The sequence below is a fragment of the Brachybacterium sp. 107 genome (assembly GCF_052379725.1).
GTDB lineage: Bacteria > Actinomycetota > Actinomycetes > Actinomycetales > Dermabacteraceae > Brachybacterium.
The window spans coordinates 19,723-40,183 of the sequence record NZ_JBQSYW010000009.1; the positions used below are offsets into that span (position 1 = coordinate 19,723).

The following is a 20,461-nucleotide window of genomic DNA, read 5'->3' on the forward strand; positions in this document are numbered from 1 at the left end:
CGGCGAGACAACCCGCCCCGACCTCCCTCCGGAAGGAACCCCATGGAGATCTCCGTCCAGATGTACAGCGTGCGCGAGGCCCTCGCGTCCGATTTCCAGGGCACCGTCGCGCGCCTGGTCGAGCTCGGCCTCACCCACGCCGAGCCGTTCAGCCTGCTCCAGTACCGCGAAGAGCTGGTGCGCGCGCGCGAGCAGTTCGCGATCGACTTCCCCAGCGCCCACCAGTCCTTCCTGGGTGAGGACACCGACTTCGCCACGGTGCTCGAGGCGGCAGGTGCCGTGGGAGTGACGTACCTGATCGACCCGTCGTGGAGGGCCGAGGACTGGTCCGACGCCGGGAAGGTCCGCGCCGTGGCGGCGAGGCTGAACGAGCGCGCGGAGCAGGCGGCGGCCGCGGGTATCCGCGTCGGCTATCACAACCACCACATCGAGCTCTCCTCCCAGCTGGAGGGCCGCAGCGCCCTCGAGCTCTTCGCCGACGAGCTCGATCCGCGGGTCGTGCTCGAGGTCGACACCTACTGGGCCGCTGTGGGCGGGGCCGACGTGCCCGCCCTGCTCGGCGCCCTCGGCGAGCGCGTGCAGCTCGTGCACCTCAAGGACGGCGATCTCTCCACGGATGCGTCCACGCAGCTGCCGCTCGGCGAAGGCGCCATGCCGCTCGCCCAGACCCTGGACGCCTCGGCGCAGACGGCCTACGGCGTGATCGAGTTCGACGCGTACGCCGGGGACATGTTCGACGGCATCGCCGCCTCGCTCGCCCACCTCAGGACCGCAGTCTGACCCGGCGCACGCACCGCACCATCCGACGAGCACGCACGACGAACCCGCCCGTCGGCCCCCGCACCATCCGCGCCCCGCTCCGGGGCCCGCTCCCCTCGCACCACGAAGGATTGTCTCCATGACCTCCCAGAACCAGACCGGCCCCGTCGGCATCGGCATCATCGGCGCCGGCACCATCTCCGGCCAGTACCTCGAGAACCTCACCTCCTTCCCGGACGTCACCGTGCACGTCATCGGCGACCTCTACCCCGAGGCCGCTCAGAAGCGCGCCGAGGAGTTCGGCGTCCCCGCCTTCGGAACCGCCCAGGACGTGCTGGATCACCCGGACGTCGAGATCGTCATCAACCTGACGATCCCCACCGCGCACGCCGAGGTCTCCCAGGCCATCGTCGCCGCGGGCAAGCACGTGTGGACCGAGAAGCCGATCACCACGGTCCCGGCCGACGCGACGGCGCTGCTCGAGGCGGCCGAGAAGGCGGGCGTGCGCGTGGGCGGCGCTCCCGACACCGTGCTCGGGGCCGGCATCCAGACCGGTCTGCGCACCCTGCGCGACGGCTCGATCGGCACCCCGGCCAGCGCGCTGACCCTGTTCCAGTCCCCCGGCCCGGAGTCCTGGCACCCGAACCCGGCCTTCCTGTTCCAGGAGGGCGCCGGGCCGCTGTTCGACATCGCGCCGTACTACACGACCACCCTCGTGCTCGCGCTGGGCCCGGTCACCTCGGTCAGCGCCGTGGGCTCCAAGGCTCGTGAGCAGCGCACCATCGGCTCGGGCCCCAAGGCCGGCGAGGTCTTCGACGTCACCGTGCCCACCCAGGTCGCAGCGCTGCTGAGCTTCGAGTCCGGCCAGAACGCGACCGTGCTGCTGAGCTTCGACTCCCCGCACACCCGCACCGGCTTCGTCGAGGTGTACGGCACCGAGGCGACGCTCGCCTTCCCGGACCCCAACGTCTTCGACGGCGATTCGGCGCTGACCACCTACCGCGGCGAGACGGCCACCCCGATCCCCGCCACCGGCGCCGTCACCGGCCGCGGGCTGGGCGTGCTGGAGATGGCCCGTTCGATCCGTGCCGGCGTCCCGCACCGCGCCCAGGGCGAGATCGCCGCGCACGTCCTGGACGTCATGGTGGGCATCGAGACCGCCATCGCCGAGGGCTCGATCGTCGAGGTGAGCTCCACCTTCACCGAGGTCGAGCCCATGCCGGCCGACTTCGACCCCTTCGCCACGACCCTCTGAGATGCCGGAGCGCCGCGATCAGCCCAGCAGGACCCCGGCGATCGCGGCGCTCATGAGGTTGGCCAGGGTGCCGCCGAGGATCGCCTTCAGGCCGAGCTGGGCGATCTCGGAGCGTCGGCTCGGGGCGAGGCCGCCGAGCCCGCCCAGCAGGATGCCCAGGGAGCTGAGGTTCGCGAAGCCGGTGAGGACGAACGTGGTGATCGCGGCGGTCTTCGGACTGAAGCTGTCGATCTCGGGGCCGAAGCCGGCGAAGGCGACGAACTCGTTGACCACGACCTTCTGCCCCACGAAGCTGCCGGAGCTCACGGCCTCGCCCCAGGGCACGCCGATCATGGCCATGATCGGGGCGAACGCCCAGCCGAGGATCTGCTGGAACGTGAGATCGCCGGCCCCGAACCAGCCGCCGACGGTGCCCAGCAGCAGGTTGATCAGCGCGATCAGGGAGATGAAGGCCAGCAGCATCGCGCCGACGGTCGCGGCGAGCTTGAGCCCGTCGGCCGCTCCTCCGGCCGCGGCGTCGATGACGTTGGCGTACTGCATCTCCTCGAGATCGTCCTCGGTGTCCTCGTCCTCGGCCGTCGTGGTCGTGCGGGCGGTGGCGCCTGTCCCGGCCGTGGCCGCCCCGTCGTCGGCCGCCTTCGCGCTCCGTCCCCCGGATCGCTGGTTGCTGGCCTCCACCAGGGCGGCTTCCCGCGCCAGGGCGTCGGGGTCGTCCTCGGGCACCAGGATCTTGGCCATGAGCAGGGCGCCCGGGGCGGCCATGAAGCTCGCCGCGATCAGGTATTCCAGCGGGGCGCCCAGCAGCGAGTAGCCCACGAGCACGGATCCGGCGACTGTCGAGAGGCCGCCCACCATCACTGCGAACAGGCCGGACCGCGAGAGCCTCTTGATGTAGGGACGGATCACCAGGGGCGCCTCGGTCTGGCCCACGAAGATGTTGGCCGCGGCGTTCACGGACTCCGCGTAGCCGGTGCCGAGCAGCTTCCCGAGTCCGCCGCCCAGGAGCGCGACGAGCTTGGGCAGGATCTTCCAGTGGTAGAGCACCGCGGTGAGGGAGGCGAAGAAGATGATCACCGGGAGCACCTGGAGGGCGAAGACGCTGCCCTCTCCGTCGGCCGGGATCAGGGGCCCGAACAGGAAGGAGATGCCCTCGGCGGAGGTGTCGATGACGGATTGGAAGCCGGCCGAGACCTTCCCGAGCGCCCATTGGCCGGGGCCCCAGTACAGGACCAGCACTCCGAAGCCCACCTGCAGGGCGAGGGCACCGATCACGGTGCGCAGCCGGATCGCCCGGCGGTTGCTGGAGAGGGCGACGGCGATCAGCAGGAGGCCTGCCATTCCACCGAGGCCCCAGAGCAGGTCGACCATCACGCTCACCTCATGACTGCAGATCGGGAACCGGGAATCGGGACCAGAGCCCCGATGCGCGCGCCAGTGTAGGGGCCGACGCCCGGCGGCCCAACCGTCGCCGGTGACAGCGCCGATGACCGAAGATGGACCGTGCACGGATCCCCCGGATCCCCGATCGACCCGCACCCTTGGAGCACTCATGGACCCGACGCCGCACGGCACCCCGCACCGGGAGGCGCTGCTGGCGCACCTCACGGAGTTCCTCGGGGATCAGTACGTCATCGCCACGGACACGACGGTTCCCGGCAGCGCGACAGGTCCCGATGTCTCCTCGGGGCTCCCCGCTCCGATCGACCTGGCCGTGTTCGCCCCGTCGGAGCAGGTTCCCCACGCCACCCTGGTCACGCTCGGTCTGTCCGAGAGTCCGATGCGCACCGAGAGCGGCGAGGAGTACCGGCTCGAACTGCTGATGGGTCTTCCCGCAGGATGGCCGGGCATCGATCCTCCCCAGCCCGAGCTGCTGGAACAGAACCCGAACTCCTGGCCGCTGCATCTCCTGCGGGACACCGCGCGGATCCCGGGTGAGGACGGCTCCACGCTGGACTGGGGCCACAGCATCACGAATCTGGGCACGTGCTACGACCCGTCGGTCCCCTTCACCGGGGCGCTGATCGGCCCGCCCTACGGATACCCGCCGCAGCTGATGAACGCGCCGACCCCCGCCGGTGGCGTGCAGATCCTCGCGGTGCTCCCGGCCACCGACGAGGAGCTCGCGCTGAGGGTCTCCGTCCCCTCAGGTGGCGACATGGTGCTGGACCGCCTCGAGCGGGCCGGGGTCACCGCGGTCCTCGATCCGGCGCGCGAATCCGTGACCGACGGGCCGGCGCCGTGGCGAATGCATGTGCTGCTGCGGGAGCCGGCCGAGCATCTGGGTCAGGTGCTCGAGGGGGTGCTGCCGAACATGGCGGAGCAGCTCGGCGCGCAGGGCATCGACGAGTTCGTGCTGCCGATCGGTCCCGAGCCGCTGCGCTGGCGGGTGGGCGGGCGCTTCGCCCCGTCGGCCCTCGCAGACGACCTCGAGCTCGCCGCGCTGCCGGAGCAGGAGCTCGCCGTGCTCCGCGAGGCGATCACCAGCCACGCCACGGTGCTCACGCTCTCCCCGGAGCGCCCAGGCGACGGCGCGACCGTGGCTGGCGCAGCGGCGATGGCGCAGCTGCTGGTCGAGGCCGGAAAGGCCCTCGCGATCTGGATCCCCCATCAGCGGCATCTGACCACCGCCGCACAGTTCTCGGCAGATATCGCGGCCGGGCTGCCCACCACGTGCCGGGTCCACCCCGAGTCGGCGCTGGTCAGCATCGGCGCCGACGGACCCGGCGCGGACGACGCCGCACGGACCGCCGGGCTCGCGGCGCTCGGCGGCGCGGAGGTGCGGTTCGCCGCGCCCGAAATGACCACGACGCAGAGGATCGGCCGTCTGCACCGGATGATCGCCGACTGCGTCGAGGAGGTCGGCGTCGTCCCGACGGCGGGCCAGCAGGCACGCGTGGACGGCACGACCTACGAGCTGCGGCTCGACGCTGCGGCGGGTACGAGTACGGGAGTCGGGTCGGAGGTCCAGGAGCAGGTTCTGCAAATGGCCCCGATCAGCCCCCGGTAGGTTGAGCCCATGGACGCCGACCACCCCCTGCACGTGCGGGCCGACGACACCGCCCCGCCGGACGATCACCTGGTCGCCGAGCTCACCGAGCTGCTGGACTCGGTGACCGGCCTCGAGGCGATGGCCGAGCGCATGGCGCTGCTCGCCGACCCGCGCCGCCTGCGGATCCTGTTCTGCGTGCACGCCCACCCCGGGGTGCGCAGCTCGGACATCGCCCGGGCCATCGGGGCGAGCGACTCGACCGCATCGCATGCGCTGGCCCTGCTGCGCGAGGCCGGATGGGTGCGGCCACGACGCGCGGGCCGCGAGGTGCGCTACGAGCTGGCCGACGGGTTCGCCCACTCGCTCCTGCACGATCTCGGCTCCGACCACCTGCCCGGCATCCACCACCACGAGCACGCCCCCGAGACCTGACTGTCGACAGCCAGCGGCACCGCCCTGCTCCCTGAGCGCCGGATACTTGTAGAGTCCTTCAAGTAGTTCGTCGGATTCGGCGACGGACACCGAGCGGACAGCAGGAGGGGCGGCCATGGCGACCACGACCGGCGCCCGTCGGCCGGGTCTCACCGACCCGCTCGGCGTGCGCTCCCGCGCCCGGCGCTCCGCCCTGGTGCTCCTTCTGCTCGCCGCGGCCACCCTGCTCAGCCTGCTGATCTGCCTGGGCATCGGCCCGGTCCCCATCGCCCCCGGCACCACCACGCAGGTCATCGCCCAGCACCTCGGGCTGGCTCCCGCTCCGGCCACGGGATCCGCCGCGGACTCGGCCACCGAGGCGATCATCTGGACCGTGCGCCTGCCCCGGGCCCTCATGGGAGCCGCCGTCGGCGCCTGCCTCGCGATCAGCGGCGCCGCCCTGCAGGCGATGGTGCGCAACATGCTCGCCGACCCGTACATCCTCGGCGTCTCCGGCGGCGCCTCGACCGGAGCGGCGGCCGCGATCCTCTTCGGTGTGGGCGCGGCGATGGGCGAGTACGCGCAGTCGGTGCTCGCCTTCGTCGGGGCCCTCGGCGCGGCCCTGCTGGTGTTCGCGATCGCGCGGGCCGGCGGGCGGGTGACCTCGCTGCGCCTGCTGCTGTCCGGGGTCGCCGTCGGCTACGCGCTCACGGCCGTGACCAACCTGCTGATCTTCTCCTCGGACTCCGCCGAGGGGTCGCGCTCGGTGATGTTCTGGATGCTGGGCTCGCTGTCCCTCGCACGCTGGAACGCCTTCCTGCTGATCGCGGTGCTCGCCGCCGGGATCGGCACGCTCATCATGCTGCTGGGGGCGCGGGTGCTGGACGCCCTCAGCGCAGGCGACGAGATCGCCCACGGCCTGGGCATCTCCCCGGACCGTGCCCGCATCGGCTTCCTGATCGTGGTCTCGCTGTGCACCGCGGCGGCGGTCGCCGGGGCCGGCTCGATCGGTTTCGTCGGCCTCGTGATCCCGCACCTCGCCCGCCGCCTGGTCGGCGCCCGGCACCGGGTGCTGATCCCGGCGAGCGCCCTGCTGGGCTCGCTGTTCCTGCTCTGGGCCGACGCCACCGCCCGCATCGTCATGCAGCCCCGCGAGCTGCCCATCGGGGTGATCACCGCGGCGATCGGCGCACCGTTCCTGCTGATCCTCGTGCGCCGGATGTACGCCCGACAGCACTGAGCGCCCCACTCCATCCCTCTCCCCCGCCCCAGAAAGAGGTCCCCATGGATCTGTCCGCCGCCCGCCGTCCGTCCGCCGGCACCCTCAGCCGCCGCTCGGCGCTCGCAGGGCTCGCCGGAATCCTCGGGATCAGCGCGACGGCCTGCAGCTCGGGGACCGCCGGCGGCTCGACGTCCGGCTCAGAGGGAGCCGACGGCTTCCCGCTCGAGCTCGCCAACTGCGAGGCCACGCTGACCTTCGACGCCCCGCCGCAGCGGATCGTGCTGCTGGAATCCGCGCCCGTGACCACGCTGGACGGGATCGGGGTGCTGGACCGGGTCGTCGCCCGGGCCGGGGTGTTCCCCCCGGGGTACTACGACGAGGAGCTCGACGCCCGGGTCGAGGAGATCCCGACGCTCTCGGACGACATCGACGCCTCGGGCCACCTGCAGATCTCCCAGGAGATGGTGATCGCCCAGACGCCGGACATCGTGTTCGGCCTGCCCGACGGCGTGACCCGCGAGGCGATGGCCGACGCCGGCGCGCAGGTGGTGGTCCAGGACATCTACTGCGGCACGGACGACGAGCGGGCGAGCTTCGAGACCCTGTACTCCACGATCGCCACCTACGGCCGCATCTTCGACCACGCGCAGGAGGCGGAGGACCTCACGGCTGCGCTGACGGACCGGGTCACGGCGGTCTCCGAATCCGCCGAGGCCCTCCGCACGACGACGGCCGCGGTGCTCTACCCCTCGCTCGGCGGCGGCCCGCTGTACACCTACGGGGCGGGGTCCATGGTCACCGCGCAGCTCGATGCGCTGGGCATCGAGAACGTCTTCGCCGACACCGCCGAGCGGGTGTTCGAGATCAGCTCGGAGCCGCTGCTGGCGGCCGACCCCGACGTGCTGATCGTGCTCTACCAGGGAGAGGGCGACGGCAGCGACGTCACCGCGGAGATGACCACCCAGGACCAGCTGACCGGACTGCGCGCGGTGCAGGACGAGGCCGTGCTGCCGCTGCTGTTCAACTTCGCCGAGCCCGCGTCCCCGCTGGTCGTGGAGGGGCTGGAGAGGATCCACGAGTGGCTGCTCGAGATCGAGGGATGAGTCCCGACCCCGGCTCCTCGCCCGCCGCACCCGTCCTCGAGGCCCGCGGCCTCACGCACGCCTTCGGGACCGAGCCCGTGCTGCGCGGGGTGGACCTGTCCGTGTCGGCCGGGGAGATCGTGGGCCTCGTGGGCCCCAACGGCAGCGGCAAGACCACCGCCCTGCGCCTCCTGCACCGCGAGCTCGTGCCCGACGCCGGGCAGGTGCTGCTCGAGGGCCGCGAGCTGGGCAGCTATTCCGGGCGCGAGCGGGCCCGGCGCATCGCCGTGATGGCGCAGGAGATCACGGGCGAGGTGTCTCTGACCGTGGCGGACGTGGTGCTGCTGGGCCGCATCCCTCACTCCAGCACCTTCGGCTCGACGTCCGATGCGGACCTGGAGATCGCGACCCGGGCGCTCGAGGACTCCGGCGCCCTGCACCTGGCCCGGCGGGAGTTCGGGCTTCTTTCCGGTGGGGAGAAGCAGCGGGTGCTGATCGCGCGGGCGCTCGCCCAACGACCGCATCTGCTGCTCATGGACGAACCCACCAACCATCTCGACATCGGCTCCCAGCACCACGTGCTGCAGATCGTGCGCACCAAGGGCGTGGCGACCATCGTGGTGCTGCACGACCTGAACCTCGCCGCCCGCTACTGCGATCGGGTCATCGTGCTGGCCGACGGCCTCGTGCACTCCGCGGGCCCGCCCGGCGAGGCACTGCCCGCCTCCCTGGTCAGCGCCACCTACGGGGTCGCCGCCGAACGGGCCACGGCCGACGACGGCACCGCGCAGTTCCTGTTCCGCGGGCAGGAGCCGCCCCCCGGCCCTGCCGCACCCGGCCCGTCGGCCGCACCTGCCGCACCCGGCGCACCCGGCGCACCCGGCGCACCCGCCAGCCCCCTCTTCCCCACCGCCTCCACCCCCGAGGAGCCCGACGTTGACGCCCACCGCCGACCCCGCCCAGGCCCGCTGGAACGACTACTGGACCCGATACGCGGCCGAGTACGACGAGCACCAGCTGTGCCGCCTCGCCCACCCCGAGGAACGTGAGACCTGGTCCCGGGTCTGGACCGAGGTGCTCCCGACGGGGACGTCCACGATCCTCGACGCAGGAACCGGCACCGGGAACATGGCCCTGCTGCTCGCGGGCGCGGGCCACACCGTGACCGGGATCGACCTGGCCACGGGCATGCTCGAGCAGGCGCACGCCAAGTGCGCGGACCATCCGAATCCGCCGACGTTCCTGGTCGGGGACGCCGTGGATCCGCCCTTCGCCCCGAGCACCTTCGACGCGATCGTCTCGCGGTACCTGCTGTGGACGCTGCGCGATGCCCCGACCGCGCTGGGCCAGTGGTTCGAGCTGCTGCGTCCCGGCGGGGTACTGGTGGCGGTCGATGCCCCCTGGTTCCGAGGTGAGGACACGCTGCCCCACGGGACCGAGCGGCAGGACCATTTCGCGTCGGCCTACGACGCGGAGGCCTTCGAGCGCCTGACCTTCGGACGCGCCGGCACCGAGCAGATCGTCGCCGAGTGGGAGGCGGCCGGTTTCGCGGACGTGCGCGCCGATCCCCTGACCGAGGTGCTCGCGCTGGATCGTGCCCACGGCGTCGTCCCCGGCCACTCCCCGCAGCTGCAGCGACGCTTCAGCGCGCGCAGACCCGACTGACCACCCCTCGCGCGACCGCGCTATATACAACACTGTGTCTCACACACTATGGTGTGAGACATGAGCGAGTCCTTCGACACCCACCTGCAGGAGCTGAGGCGCGGCACCGTCGTGCTGGCGTGCCTGCAGCTGCTGCGCACCCCCGGCTACGGCTACAACCTGCTCGAGCAGCTCGAGTCGCACGGTGTCCTCACGGATGCGAACACGCTCTACCCCCTGCTGCGTCGGCTCGAGAAACAGGGCTTCCTGACCAGCGAGTGGAACACCGAGGACACACGGCCCCGCAAGTTCTACGTCACCTCGGCGGAGGGCATGAGCCTGGCCGACACCCTCAGCACGGAATGGCACGACCTCACGCGATCGATCGCATCCGTCACCGATGACCCGGGCACCCCGGAGGAGAACTGACATGGCCACCTCACTCACCGAGCGCTATATCAGCGCCACCATCACCTCCCTCCCGCCGGACGCGCAGGACGACGTGCGCGAAGAGCTCGAGGGCTCCATCGCGGACGCCATGGAAGCTCGCCTCGACCAAGGCGAGGAGCCGACGTCGGCCGAACGCGAGGTGCTCACCGAGCTGGGTGACCCCGCCGCCCTCGCAGCGGGCTATGCCGACCGTCCGCTGCACCTGCTGGGCCCCCGCTACCACCTCGCCTGGAGGCAGCTGCTGAGGACCCTGCTGATGATCGTGCCGGTGTGCGCTGTCCTCGCAGTCGCCCTCGCACAGGTGATCGCCGGCGCCTCGATCGGCGCGATCATCGGGCAGGCGATCGGCGTGGGGGTCACCGCCACGGTGCATCTGGTCTTCTGGGTGACGCTGGTGTTCGTGCTCCTCGAGCGTGCCGGCGCGGACACCGGCCCCGGCTGGGACGTGGATCAACTGCGCGAGCCGACCTCGACGGGGACGGGCCGGGCGGACCTCATCGCCTCCCTCATCCTGGCCGCGGCCGGCGTGGTCGCCCTCCTGTGGGACCACTTCATCGGCTTCCTCAGGATCGACGGGGAGTCGCTGTCGATCCTGAACCCCGGGCTGTGGCCCTGGGCGATGGCCGGCCTGCTCGCCCTGATCGCCCTCGAGGCGGTCCTGGCCGTCATGCTCTCTGCGAACGGTCGTTGGACCGTGCGGCTCGCAGTGCTCAACACCGTGCTCGCCATGCTGGCCATGACTCTGGTGCTCACGTTGATGGGCAACGGCCTCCTGCTGAACCCTGACTTCCTGCAGACGGTGTTCATCGCCAACGGCGTCGAGCCGGACTCGATGCGGGTACTCGGAATCCTGACCTGGTTCATGCTCGTGGGCATCCCGGTGTGGGACATCCTCGACGGCTGGCTGAAGACCCGGCGCGACGCACGCCGCTGACACCGGGTGACCCGCGGTCTCCGTGCTCAGAGCTCGGTGGTGGCCGTGCCGCCGGGTGGGCGCTCCCCGACCACCTTCGCCTTGAGGATCTGCGCAAGCCCGGCGACTTTGCCCCCGGGCAGGCCCCAGAACTGCGCGGATTCGCCGCTGACCCGCAGCAGCCCCAGGTCCGGGTCGTCCGGACCGTCGGGGAAGTAGGCGGCCGCCCGCTTGGTCCACAGCTGTTCCACCAGAGAGCGGTCCTCGACGAACTCGGCATGTCCCGCGACCGACAGCCACGACCCTGCCTGCGAGATCGAGAGGTTCACCTGCGGTCCGCTGCGCAGCGCCTCGGCCTGGCCGCCGCGCAGTCCGACGAAGAACCAGACGTCCGCGTCGTCGGTCACGCCCTGGATGGACAGGGGGTGGGACAGGAGCTTGCCGCCCGGGAGCGCCGTGGTGAGCATGACGAGGTCGGCGTCGCGGAGCGTGTCCACCACGTCCTCCAGGGCCAGGGTGTCGTCGGTCATGAGGGGTCCTCCCGCGTCGCCTGTGCTGTCCCGTCCGACGGTACTCGCGCCCTCCGATCCCGGGCGCGGACCCGACCGTTCGGTACCGATTCTCACGGGCGTGCACAGGTCTCCGACGCACCGGCATCCTGCGCGCGCCCATCCCGCCTGCGACGATTTCCTGCTAGCACGTCGACCGTCCTCCACCCGCCACGCGCGGCGGTTACGAAGAAGGTCGGGAGGACCCTCGGCACGGACCCCGTGGTGCCGTATTTTGACGAACGTGACCACACACCTCGCGCAGTCCGCCCAGGAGCCCGGCCTCGGCACGCCCGGCGCTGTCGCCCCCGGCATCACTGTCGGCGTCTCCGCCGCCGTGGGCCGCACCCCGCTGATCCGTCTCGACCACCTGTTCCCCGACTCGGGCGTCGAGATCCTCGCCAAGCTGGAATCCGTGAATCCCGGCGGCAGCACCAAGGACCGCCCGGCGCTCGCGATGGTGCGCGACGCGATCCGCAGCGGCCGCCTCGCCGCCGGCGGCACGGTCGTCGAATCCAGCTCGGGCAACCTCGGGGTCGCCCTGGCGCGGGTGTGCACGTCGCACGGGGTGCGCTTCGTGTGCGTGGTGGACTCGCGCACCAACGCCACCACCGTGGCCACCATCCGGGCGCTCGGCGGGGAGATCTCCCTGGTCTCCGAGCCGGACCCCGAGACCGGCGATCTGCTGACGGCGAGGTTCCGACGGGTCGAGCAGCTCCTGGAGGAGATCCCCGGCGCGGTGAACCTGTTCCAGTACGGCAATCCGGCGAACCCCGGCGCCCACGCCGCGGGCACGATGCGCGAGATCGCCGAGGCCACCGATCACCGGCTGGACGTGCTGATGGCCGCCGTGAGCACCACCGGCACCATCGCCGGCTGCACCGCCTACATCCAGGACTCCGGCATGGCGACCCGCACGATCGCGGTCGACGCCATGGGCAGCGTCCTGTTCGGCGGCACCGCCGCGCCGCGTCCCCTGCCGGGCCTCGGCGCCGGGGTGGTCACCGACATCTCCCGCACCGTCGAGCCCGACCAGGTGATGCGCGTGAGCGGGCTGGACTGCGTGGTCGGCGCGCGACTGCTCGCACGTCGCGAAGGGATCCTCGCCGGCGCCTCCACCGGCGGGATCGTCCACGCACTGGGCATGCTGGTCCCGCACCTGGAACCCGGCACGCGGCTCGCGTTCATCGTGCACGATGGCGGAGTGCCCTATCTCGAGACCGTCTACGACGATGCCTGGGTCCAGCAGACCCTCGACGCCGATGTCGACGCCCTCGCCGCCGCGACCTCGTCCCTGCTGGACACCGCCGCGCGTGGCTGAGCGCGCCGCCACAGGACCCCTGCGCCTGGCCGTGATCGGGGCCGGCCCCAAGGCCCTGTTCGCCCTCGAGGAGCTCGCCGCGCTGCTGGTCGGTCACCCGGAACCCGTCGGGCGCCCTGGGGCCGGCTCCCCGCGAGAGCTCCTGGAGATCACGGTCCTCGACCCCGGCGAGCATCCCGGCACCGGAGCCGCCTACGACCTCTCCCAACCTCCCGAGCTGCTGCTGAACGTCGGCTCCGGGATCCTCGATGCCCCGGCTGCCGGCGCCTTCGCGTCCTTCCCCGACTGGGCGGCGCGTGAGCATCCGGAGCTGGCAGAGGAGCCGTACCCGCCGCGCGCCGTCGTCGGCCGCTATCTGACCGAGCGCTGGCAGCGGATGCAGGAGTCCCTCGCCCCGTTCGGGACTGTCCGCCTGCTCCGCGACCGCGCCGTCGCCGTCCATCGGGACGCCGACGGATGGCTGGTCTCGCGAGGGGAGGGCTCGGCGCCGCTCGCGCCGGCCGACGCAGCTGAGACCCCCGCAGCTCCGGCTGGCGAGATTCCCGCCGACGAGGTGCTCGTGGCGACCGGCCACGCGGCGGGGCACGACAGCTCCCTGGCGACCGCGCGGGCCTCAGGCCGGTGGTCTGCTGGGCTGCCGCTGCGCCCCGCCGTCCTGCCGGTCGGGACCATGCTCGCGGCGGCTCACGTGCCACCCGGGTCCCGGGTGGCTGTGCGGGGTGGGGCCCTGACCTTCATCGATGCTGCCCTCACGCTCACCGTCGGCCGCGGCGCCCGCTTCCACCCCGATTCCGCCGGATCCGGGCGGCTGCTCCACGAGCGCAGTCCCGAGGAGCCGTCTGCGATCCTCCCCACCACCCGCCACGGCCTGCTCCTGGAGGCGAAGCCCGATCCGGGAACCGCCCTGCCCGACGCTGCTGAGGCGGCGATCGAGGAGGGCCGACGCCAGCTGGCGTACGAGACCTCCCTCTCCGGCTCCCTGACCCCGGATCAGGTGCTCGAGATCGTGCTGGGCGTCGCCGCTCGGTTGCTCGACGATGTCGATTCCGATGTCGATGTCGATGTCGACACCGGCTCGGCGCCAGCCCTCGCCGTGCGCCGCACGCTCGGCGAGGGCTCCGATCCCGAGCTGCCCTCCGGGCCAGGACGCGCCGCGGAGGCGCTGCGTCGCAGCGTGGCCGTCGCCGAGGGCAGCCGGAAGCCAGGGCCCAGCTGGGCCCTCGGCCGCGCCTGGGTGCTGATGTATCCCCAGATCACCGCGGCGCTGCGAGACTGCACGGTCGACGAGACGGCCTGGTCCCGGTTCCGGGAGGCCGAGCTGGTGCTGGACCGCTACGCCTTCGGGCCGCCCCTGGACACCGCGCGCGAGCTGCTCGCGATGGTCGACTCCGGCGCGGTGGACCTGTCCTGGGTCGACGCCGGCACCACGATCACCGCGCAGGGGATCCAGGGCCTGCCCGCCGGCTCTGCCCCGGCCGATGTCGTGGTCGACGCGGTCCAGCCCCCTCCTGGCCTGGTCGGCGTCTCCGATCCGCTGGCGCGACACCTGCTGGAGACAGGCCTGGTGTCGGTGCGTCCCGGCCGTCGCGGCGCGGTCATCGACCCCGACGCCACCGCGATCGCGCCCGACGGGAGTCGCGTCGAGGGACTGGCGCTCCTGGGCCGGCCGACGGAGGACCACGTGATCGGCCACGACACCCTCAACCGCCATCTGCATGCCGAGCCGGGGCTCTGGGCTCGCCGCCTCGGCGCTCGACTTCTCGGCGCACGCCGTCCCAGCCCGCGCCGTCCCAGCCTGCAACGACCCGACGTCCCCGACGTTCCCGACGATGCGGATCTCCGGTCCGGCTGCCAGGGCCTGCCTCCGCTGACCGCGCGCCTGGAACCGTGGATGCGCGAGCTCCTCGCCGATCCCGTCGCCTGCCGCGACCTGCTCGAGGAGCACGGCAGCCCGCTGAACGTGCACGACTTCTCGGCGCTGCCCCGCAATGCCTCCGAGCTGTCGGACGCCGCCGCAGAACAGGGCGTCGACCTGCGCATCTTCGTGGCGCGCAAGGCGAACAAGACCCTCGGTCTGATGACGGCGGCGCAGAATGCCGGGCTCGGGCTCGACATGGGCAGCGAGCGCGAGCTGGAGCAGGCCCTCGAACTCGGTGTCCCGGCACAGGACATCGTGGTCACGGCGGCCATCAAGCCGTCCCCGCTGCTGCGCCTGGCGCTGACCTCCGGGGCGATGCTGGTGCTGGACAACCTCGACGAGGCCGCCGCGGTCGATGCCCTGCTCGCCTCGCCCAGCTCCGTCCCGGCCCCCACCCGTCGGCCCGTCGCCCTGCGGCTCGCGCCCACGCCGAGCGAGACCGTCGGCCCCACCCGGTTCGGAGAATCCGCGCGCACCTGGCGCGAGTGGGCCCAGTCCCGCGACCCCGTCCAGGACGCTCTGCGCCTCGACGGCATCCACTTCCACCTGCACGGCTACGACCCCCTCGCCCGCGCCCATGCCCTCACCGAGGCGATCGAGCTGGTCGATGCCCTGCGTGCGCTCGGCCACCGACCTCGGTTCATCGACATCGGCGGCGGGATTCCCATGTCCTACCTCGACGACCCCGAGGAATGGGCCGCCTTCTGGAGCGCGCACGAGGACCGGACCGGCACGGCGGACAGCTCGCTGACCTGGCGCGGGGAACCGCTGCGACAGGTGTATCCGTATCACCAGCAGATGGTGCGCGGGCCGTGGCTGACCACCGTCCTCGCCGCCGAGGTGGCCCCGGGGACCACGGCCGCCGACGCCCTGCGCGAGCGCGGCCTGGAGCTGCGCTGCGAGCCCGGGCGCTCGATGCTCGACGGCTGCGGCATGACCCTGGCCCGGGTCATCCAGCGCACCTCCACGAGCGACGGGATCCCCCTGATCGGGCTCGAGATGAACCGCACCCAGTGCCGATCCACCTCGGATGACTTCCTCGTGGACCCGGTGCTGGTCCGCGCCGGCGCCGTGCCGCCGCAGAGCACATCGGAACCGGTGGACGCGTTCCTGGTGGGCGCCTACTGCATCGAGGCGGAGCTGATCCAGCGTCGACGTCTGCGCTTCCCACACGGGGTCCACCGAGGAGACATCGTGGCCCTGCCCAACACCGCCGGCTACCTCATGCACATCCTGGAGAGCGCCTCGCACCAGATCCCGCTGGCCTCCAACATGGTGCAAGGCCCGGACGGTTGGCGGCGCGACCGGATCGACGCCGTCTCCCCGCTGCGCCCCTGGGCGGACCCTGCGAGCTGACCCGCTCTCATCCGGCCTGCTGCCCGGCATGTCGGTCCGGCTGCCGCCCGGCATCTCGTTCCGGCTGCTGCCCGGCAGTCGGTCCGGCTGCTGCTCGGCGCGGCGGGTCGCCGCCCAGCTCGCGAGCAGCCTCATCCGCTCCTCGGACTGCGAGCCCGGCTCGGCGGAGTAGACGATCATCGCGCGACCCGGCTCCGCCGTGAGCGCGAGCTCCTCGTAGGCGACGGTCAGCTCGCCGACCACCGGATGCTCGAAGCGCTTCGTCCCGGACCCGTGGGTGTGCACGTCGTGCGCACCCCACAGCCGTCGGAAGGTGTCACTGCACGTGGACAGCTCACCCACCAGGTCCTGGAGCGTCGCGTCGTGCGGGTCCTTCCCGGCTTCGACGCGCATGCTCCCCACGCACATCTGCGCGAACCGCTCCCACTCGGGATAGAAGTCCTTCGAGGCCGGATCGAGGAACTGGAAGCGGGCGAGGTTGGGGATCCGTCCCGCCGTGCCGTCACCGACCAGCGGCGAGTAGAAGGCGCGGCCCAGCTCGTTGGTCGCCAGCAGGTTCTGGTACTGATCGCGCACGAAGGCGACGCCGTCGGTCAGGGAGTCCAGCGCCCACTGCAGGGCGGGGCGCACCGGAGCGGGGGTCGCGGCGCTGCGCCGACGGGGCCGGCCCGACGTCGGGATGCCGTCCGCCGCGCGGGCCAGATCCAGCAGGTGGATGCGCTCCGTCTCGTCGAGCTGCAGGGCCGTGGCGACCGCATCCAGCACGGAGGCCGACGCCCCGGCGATCGCCCCGCGCTCGAGCTTGGCGTAGTACTCGACGCTCACCCCGGCGAGCATCGCGGCCTCGCTGCGACGCAGCCCCGGCACCCGACGGGACCCGCCGCCCGCGGGCAGCCCCGCCGCCTGCGGCGTCACCTTCGCACGGCGCGACATGAGGAATTCGCGAACCTCGGCTCGATTGTCCATGCCGCCACCATAGGACTCCGCGAGCCGCGCCGCCCGGCCGGAGAGGTCCCCTGCCGGTACACCCCTCGGCAGGGACTCCCCCAGGCCGCGTGCAGGTCGTGGAATGGGGTCATCACCCGAGCGATCCCGGTCCCCGGACCGGACCTGATCGGACGGGAACGACCCAGCACGAAGGAGCACCCCATGCGCGCAGTCATCATGCATGCCCCCGGCGACGTCCGCGTCGAGGAGCGCGAGGACCCTCGGATCATCGATCCGACGGACGCGATCATCCGCCTCACCGCCACCTGCATCTGCGGCTCGGACCTGTGGCCCTACCGCGGCGCCGACCAGCCCGACCACCAGCACATGGGCCACGAGTACGTGGGCGTCGTCGACGAGGTCGGTTCCGCCGTCGAGACCCTGGAGGTCGGGGACTTCGTCGTCGGCTCCTTCGTGATCTCCTGCGGCACCTGCGAGATCTGCCGCGCGGGCCACCAGTCCCGCTGCGTGAACGCGGTGTTCGTGGACGGCGCGATCGGCACCCAAGCCGAGAGGGCCCGGATCCCCTTCGCCGACGGCACCCTCGTGGCGACGCCCGGCCAGCCGGACGCCGCGCTCATCCCCTCGCTGCTCGCCGCCTCCGACGTGCTCGGCACGGGCTGGTTCGCGGCCGACGCCGCCCAGGCCGGTCCCGGGAGGATCGTCGCCGTGGTGGGCGACGGCGCCGTGGGCCTGATGGGCGTGCTGGCCGCGCAGCAGATGGGCGCCGAGCGCATCATCGTCGTCAGCCGCCACGCCGACCGGCAGGCGCTGGCCCGCGAGTACGGAGCCACCGACATCATCGAGGAACGGGGCGACGAGGGCGTGGCGCGTCTGAAGGAGCTCACGGACGGGCTCGGCGCGCACTCCACGATCGAGGCCGTCGGCAGCCAGGAGTCGATGATGCAGGCGATCCGCTCCACCCGCCCCGGCGGATCCGTGGGCTTCGTGGGCGTCTCGCACGACGTGCAGATCCCCGGTGACGAGCTGTTCTTCTCCGCCGTCCACCTCCACGGCGGCCCTGCTCCGGTGCGCCGCTACCTGCCCGAGCTGATCCAGCTCATCTGGGACCGGACGATCGACCCGGGGAAGGTCTTCGACCTGACCCTGCCCCTGGCCGACGCCGCCGAGGGCTACCGCGCCATGGACGAGCGCCGCGCCACCAAGGTGCTGCTGACCCTCTAACCCCGCCCGCCGGGGACCAGCATCACCACCTCGACCCCACACCCCACCCCGAGAAGGGCCCATGACCGCCACGATCCCGCCAGCAGCCCCCTCGCCGGCACCCTCCCCGGACGCTGCGTCCAGCACCGCGTCCCCGCACGCACTCGCTCCCGCTCCCGCGAAGCTCCCGGCCGTCACCTACGTGTTCACCGCAGGCACCTTCCTCATGGGGACCACCGAGTTCGTGGTCGCCGGGCTGCTGCCCGCCGTCGCGGCCGACTTCTCCGTGAGCATCGCGGCCGCGGGCCTCGCGATCACGGTCTTCGCGATCGGCATGATCGTCGGGGCCCCGACGATGGCGCTCGCGACGCTGCGTGTACCGCACCGGGTCACCCTCACCGCGGCGCTGCTGGTCTTCGCCGTCGGCCACGCCATCGGCGCCCTCACTCCCGACTACGCGGTGCTGCTGGGCACCCGCGTGCTCACGGCGATCGCCACCGGAGCGTTCTGGGCCGTGGCCTCGGTCGCCGCCGTGAACGCCGCCGGTCCCCGGGCCAGCTCACGAGCCCTGGGGATCGTGCTGGGCGGGGGCATGCTCGCCAATGTCCTCGGCGTGCCGCTCGGCGCCTTCGCGGGCCAGGTCATCGGCTGGCGGGGCACCTTCTGGGCGCTCGCGCTGCTGGCTGCAGTCCTTTCCGTGGCGGTCGCGCGCAGCGTGCCGGGGACCACGACGGCCGACGGGCCCTCGCCCGCCCCCTCGATCCGGGCCGAACTCGCCTCCCTGCGTTCCGGGAAGCTCTGGCTCGTGCTCGCCACCTGCGCAATGGTCACAGGCGGCGTGCTGTCGATCTACAGCTTCATCTCCCCGATCCTCACCGACGGCGCCGGCCTCCCGCAGTCCTGGGTCCCTGCGGCTCTCATGGGCTTCGGCATCGCCGCGCTGATCGGCTCGGTGCTCGGCGGCAGGATGGGCGACACCCGGCCCCTGGCCACCCCGCTGGTCACGAGCATCGCGACCCTCGTGGTCGCCCTTGCCCTGTTCCAGGTCGCCGCGGTGCCGGCCGCAGTGCTCGTGCTGTTCGTGCTGCTCGGGCTCGTCGGCCTGTCCGCGAATCCGGTGCTGGTGGGTCTGGCCAACCGTTACGGCGGAGAGGCCTCGACCTTGGCCACGGCGATGCCCACCTCGATCTTCAACCTGGGCACGGCGATCGGCACCGGCATCGCCGGGGCCAGCCTGAGCTCGGGTCTCGGCACGCGCGGGCCACTGCTGGTCGGCGCCGTCGGCGCGGCCCTGGTGCTGATCCCTCTGGGCCTGCTGATCCTCCGCGAACGGGATGCACACCACGCACGGTGACCTCTCCCGCCCGTCTTGGGTTCGTCGGCCGCTCGGGGCCGTCGGCCCGCACATCGCTGGTCCGCCGGTGCGAGGTTCGCCGTCGGTCCGCGCGCAGGATCCCCCTCTCCACCGTCCGCTGCTCGCCATCGCCCCTGCCGGGCGGTGGCGAGCTCTGCTCACATCCGACGGGAATAAACTTGCGGACCACGCCGTTGTGGGGGACTGTAGTGGTGGTGGATAGCTGGAGTCCGCGGCGAAGCACGGTGACCGAACACCGTCCTGAGCGCCTCATGGACGAGTAACTCCCGGCTCAACAGCTACTACCACCGAAGCGATGCGCGCGACCTTTCCACACCGCGCGACCGTGCAGGCTCCGGCCCGACCTTGCGGGGAACCGCAGAGTTCAGGCCTGCCGCACGTGCGCTTCCGGGCCGCCGCCCACCAGGGCAGGCATCCCGGTGACACGACACCTCGCTGGTGAGAATCCAGCACCCACATCATTGCGTCGGCTCCGGTCGACGTCGCATGCGTCAGCCTTCCGCTGGCGCCGAAGGAGAACACCATGACGACCCTCAGCACCACGTACAGTCCGACCACCCCGGCGGCCCCGACCGCCCCCAGCGCCTCGCAGCCTTCCGGCACCCGCACCGTCGTGTTCCGCGACCAGAGCGCCGGTGTGCGCTACCTGACCAGCTCGGATCGCCCGACGGACCTCTCGACGACCTGGGAGGACGGCAACGTCTACCCCGTCATCGAGGTGGACCTGTCCTCCGCGGCCCATCTGGCCGGCCATCGCCGCACCGGCACGGCCGGTTCTGCCGGCCGCTCCGGTCGCGCCCGCCGTCGCCGCTCGAAGAGCGCCGCCGCCCGCGGCTGACCTCGCAGCCGGCGCAGACCCGGCATCTGCCACGCATCGGCAGCGGCCGATCATCTCGAGCCGTGCACTCCCTGCTCAGACCACGGTCTGAAGGCAGGTGGTGCACGGCTCGATCGTCGTTCCCCGATGTCCCGACAGCGGTGCCGGGGGTGAGCGGCCAGGCGGTCAGGCGGTCAGGCGGTCAGGCGGTCAGGCGGTCAGGCGGTCAGGCGGTCAGGCGGTCAGGCGG

At 72.2% G+C, this 20,461-nt stretch carries 17 protein-coding genes and 1 pseudogene; 15 read left to right on the forward strand and 3 right to left on the reverse strand.

Translation table 11 applies throughout. The features are described 5' to 3' along the window. Positions 1-42 precede the first annotated feature (42 nt). Positions 43-780, forward strand: a complete 738-nt coding sequence (locus tag ACT3UL_RS11285) for a sugar phosphate isomerase/epimerase family protein (protein WP_443343074.1) — start codon at positions 43-45, stop codon at positions 778-780. Between the two features lie 118 nt (positions 781-898). Further along, positions 899-2,014, forward strand: coding sequence for a Gfo/Idh/MocA family protein (locus ACT3UL_RS11290; RefSeq protein WP_444578317.1), 1,116 nt, complete (start codon positions 899-901; stop codon positions 2,012-2,014). Positions 2,015-2,032: 18 nt separating this feature from the next. Here ACT3UL_RS11290 and ACT3UL_RS11295 read toward each other — a convergent pair whose 3' ends face one another. Then, positions 2,033-3,382, reverse strand: a complete 1,350-nt coding sequence (locus ACT3UL_RS11295) for a NupC/NupG family nucleoside CNT transporter (protein ID WP_444578318.1) — start codon at positions 3,380-3,382, stop codon at positions 2,033-2,035. Between the two features lie 181 nt (positions 3,383-3,563). Here ACT3UL_RS11295 and ACT3UL_RS11300 point away from each other — a divergent pair, with 181 nt between their 5' ends. From ACT3UL_RS11300 to ACT3UL_RS11335, 8 genes are all read left to right on the forward strand, one after another. Then, complete coding sequence (locus ACT3UL_RS11300) at positions 3,564-5,021, forward strand: suppressor of fused domain protein (RefSeq protein ID WP_444578319.1); 1,458 nt, start codon at positions 3,564-3,566, stop codon at positions 5,019-5,021. A gap of 9 nt (positions 5,022-5,030) precedes the next feature. Beyond that, positions 5,031-5,435 (forward strand): ArsR/SmtB family transcription factor, encoded by a 405-nt coding sequence (locus ACT3UL_RS11305; protein ID WP_443426629.1) that lies wholly within the window; start codon positions 5,031-5,033, stop codon positions 5,433-5,435. Between the two features lie 115 nt (positions 5,436-5,550). Continuing rightward, positions 5,551-6,654 (forward strand): FecCD family ABC transporter permease, encoded by a 1,104-nt coding sequence (locus tag ACT3UL_RS11310; RefSeq protein WP_444578320.1) that lies wholly within the window; start codon positions 5,551-5,553, stop codon positions 6,652-6,654. A gap of 44 nt (positions 6,655-6,698) precedes the next feature. Then, entirely contained in the window at positions 6,699-7,739 is a 1,041-nt protein-coding gene (locus tag ACT3UL_RS11315; protein ID WP_444578321.1) for an ABC transporter substrate-binding protein, read from the forward strand. Further along, the gene (locus ACT3UL_RS11320; RefSeq protein WP_443351436.1) at positions 7,736-8,767 is read left to right on the forward strand and encodes an ABC transporter ATP-binding protein; all 1,032 of its coding nucleotides are present in this window, start codon (positions 7,736-7,738) and stop codon (positions 8,765-8,767) included. Before ACT3UL_RS11315 ends, ACT3UL_RS11320 begins: the two co-directional genes overlap by 4 nt. After that, on the forward strand, positions 8,655-9,383 hold the full coding sequence (locus tag ACT3UL_RS11325; protein WP_444578322.1) for a class I SAM-dependent methyltransferase: 729 nt from the start codon (positions 8,655-8,657) through the stop codon (positions 9,381-9,383). Before ACT3UL_RS11320 ends, ACT3UL_RS11325 begins: the two co-directional genes overlap by 113 nt. A 60-nt stretch (positions 9,384-9,443) precedes the next feature. Next, entirely contained in the window at positions 9,444-9,791 is a 348-nt protein-coding gene (locus ACT3UL_RS11330) for a PadR family transcriptional regulator (protein WP_444578323.1), read from the forward strand. Between the two features lies 1 nt (position 9,792). Further along, positions 9,793-10,746, forward strand: a complete 954-nt coding sequence (locus ACT3UL_RS11335; protein ID WP_444578324.1) for a permease prefix domain 1-containing protein — start codon at positions 9,793-9,795, stop codon at positions 10,744-10,746. A 26-nt stretch (positions 10,747-10,772) separates the two neighbouring features. Here ACT3UL_RS11335 and ACT3UL_RS11340 read toward each other — a convergent pair whose 3' ends face one another. Beyond that, on the reverse strand, positions 10,773-11,255 hold the full coding sequence (locus tag ACT3UL_RS11340) for a pyridoxamine 5'-phosphate oxidase family protein (protein WP_441463134.1): 483 nt from the start codon (positions 11,253-11,255) through the stop codon (positions 10,773-10,775). Between the two features lie 262 nt (positions 11,256-11,517). On the opposite strand from ACT3UL_RS11340, the gene sbnA reads away from it, so the two are divergent. Both sbnA and ACT3UL_RS11350 read left to right on the forward strand, forming a co-directional pair. Then, positions 11,518-12,594, forward strand: a complete 1,077-nt coding sequence (sbnA, locus tag ACT3UL_RS11345) for a 2,3-diaminopropionate biosynthesis protein SbnA (RefSeq protein ID WP_444578325.1) — start codon at positions 11,518-11,520, stop codon at positions 12,592-12,594. After that, entirely contained in the window at positions 12,587-15,868 is a 3,282-nt protein-coding gene (locus ACT3UL_RS11350; protein WP_444578326.1) for an FAD/NAD(P)-binding protein, read from the forward strand. The genes sbnA and ACT3UL_RS11350 overlap by 8 nt, the downstream gene beginning before the upstream one ends. Before the next feature lie 93 nt (positions 15,869-15,961). Here ACT3UL_RS11350 and ACT3UL_RS11355 read toward each other — a convergent pair. After that, a pseudogene (locus tag ACT3UL_RS11355) lies at positions 15,962-16,834 on the reverse strand (helix-turn-helix domain-containing protein); the annotation flags it as partial. A 183-nt stretch (positions 16,835-17,017) separates the two neighbouring features. Here ACT3UL_RS11355 and ACT3UL_RS11360 point away from each other — a divergent pair. From ACT3UL_RS11360 to ACT3UL_RS11370, 3 genes are all read left to right on the forward strand, one after another. After that, positions 17,018-18,040, forward strand: coding sequence for a zinc-dependent alcohol dehydrogenase family protein (locus ACT3UL_RS11360; RefSeq protein ID WP_444578327.1), 1,023 nt, complete (start codon positions 17,018-17,020; stop codon positions 18,038-18,040). Between the two features lie 61 nt (positions 18,041-18,101). After that, positions 18,102-19,373 (forward strand): MFS transporter, encoded by a 1,272-nt coding sequence (locus tag ACT3UL_RS11365; RefSeq protein ID WP_444578328.1) that lies wholly within the window; start codon positions 18,102-18,104, stop codon positions 19,371-19,373. Positions 19,374-19,917: 544 nt separating this feature from the next. Continuing rightward, complete coding sequence (locus ACT3UL_RS11370; RefSeq protein ID WP_444578329.1) at positions 19,918-20,232, forward strand: type B 50S ribosomal protein L31; 315 nt, start codon at positions 19,918-19,920, stop codon at positions 20,230-20,232. The last annotated feature ends 229 nt before the right edge of the window (positions 20,233-20,461 follow it).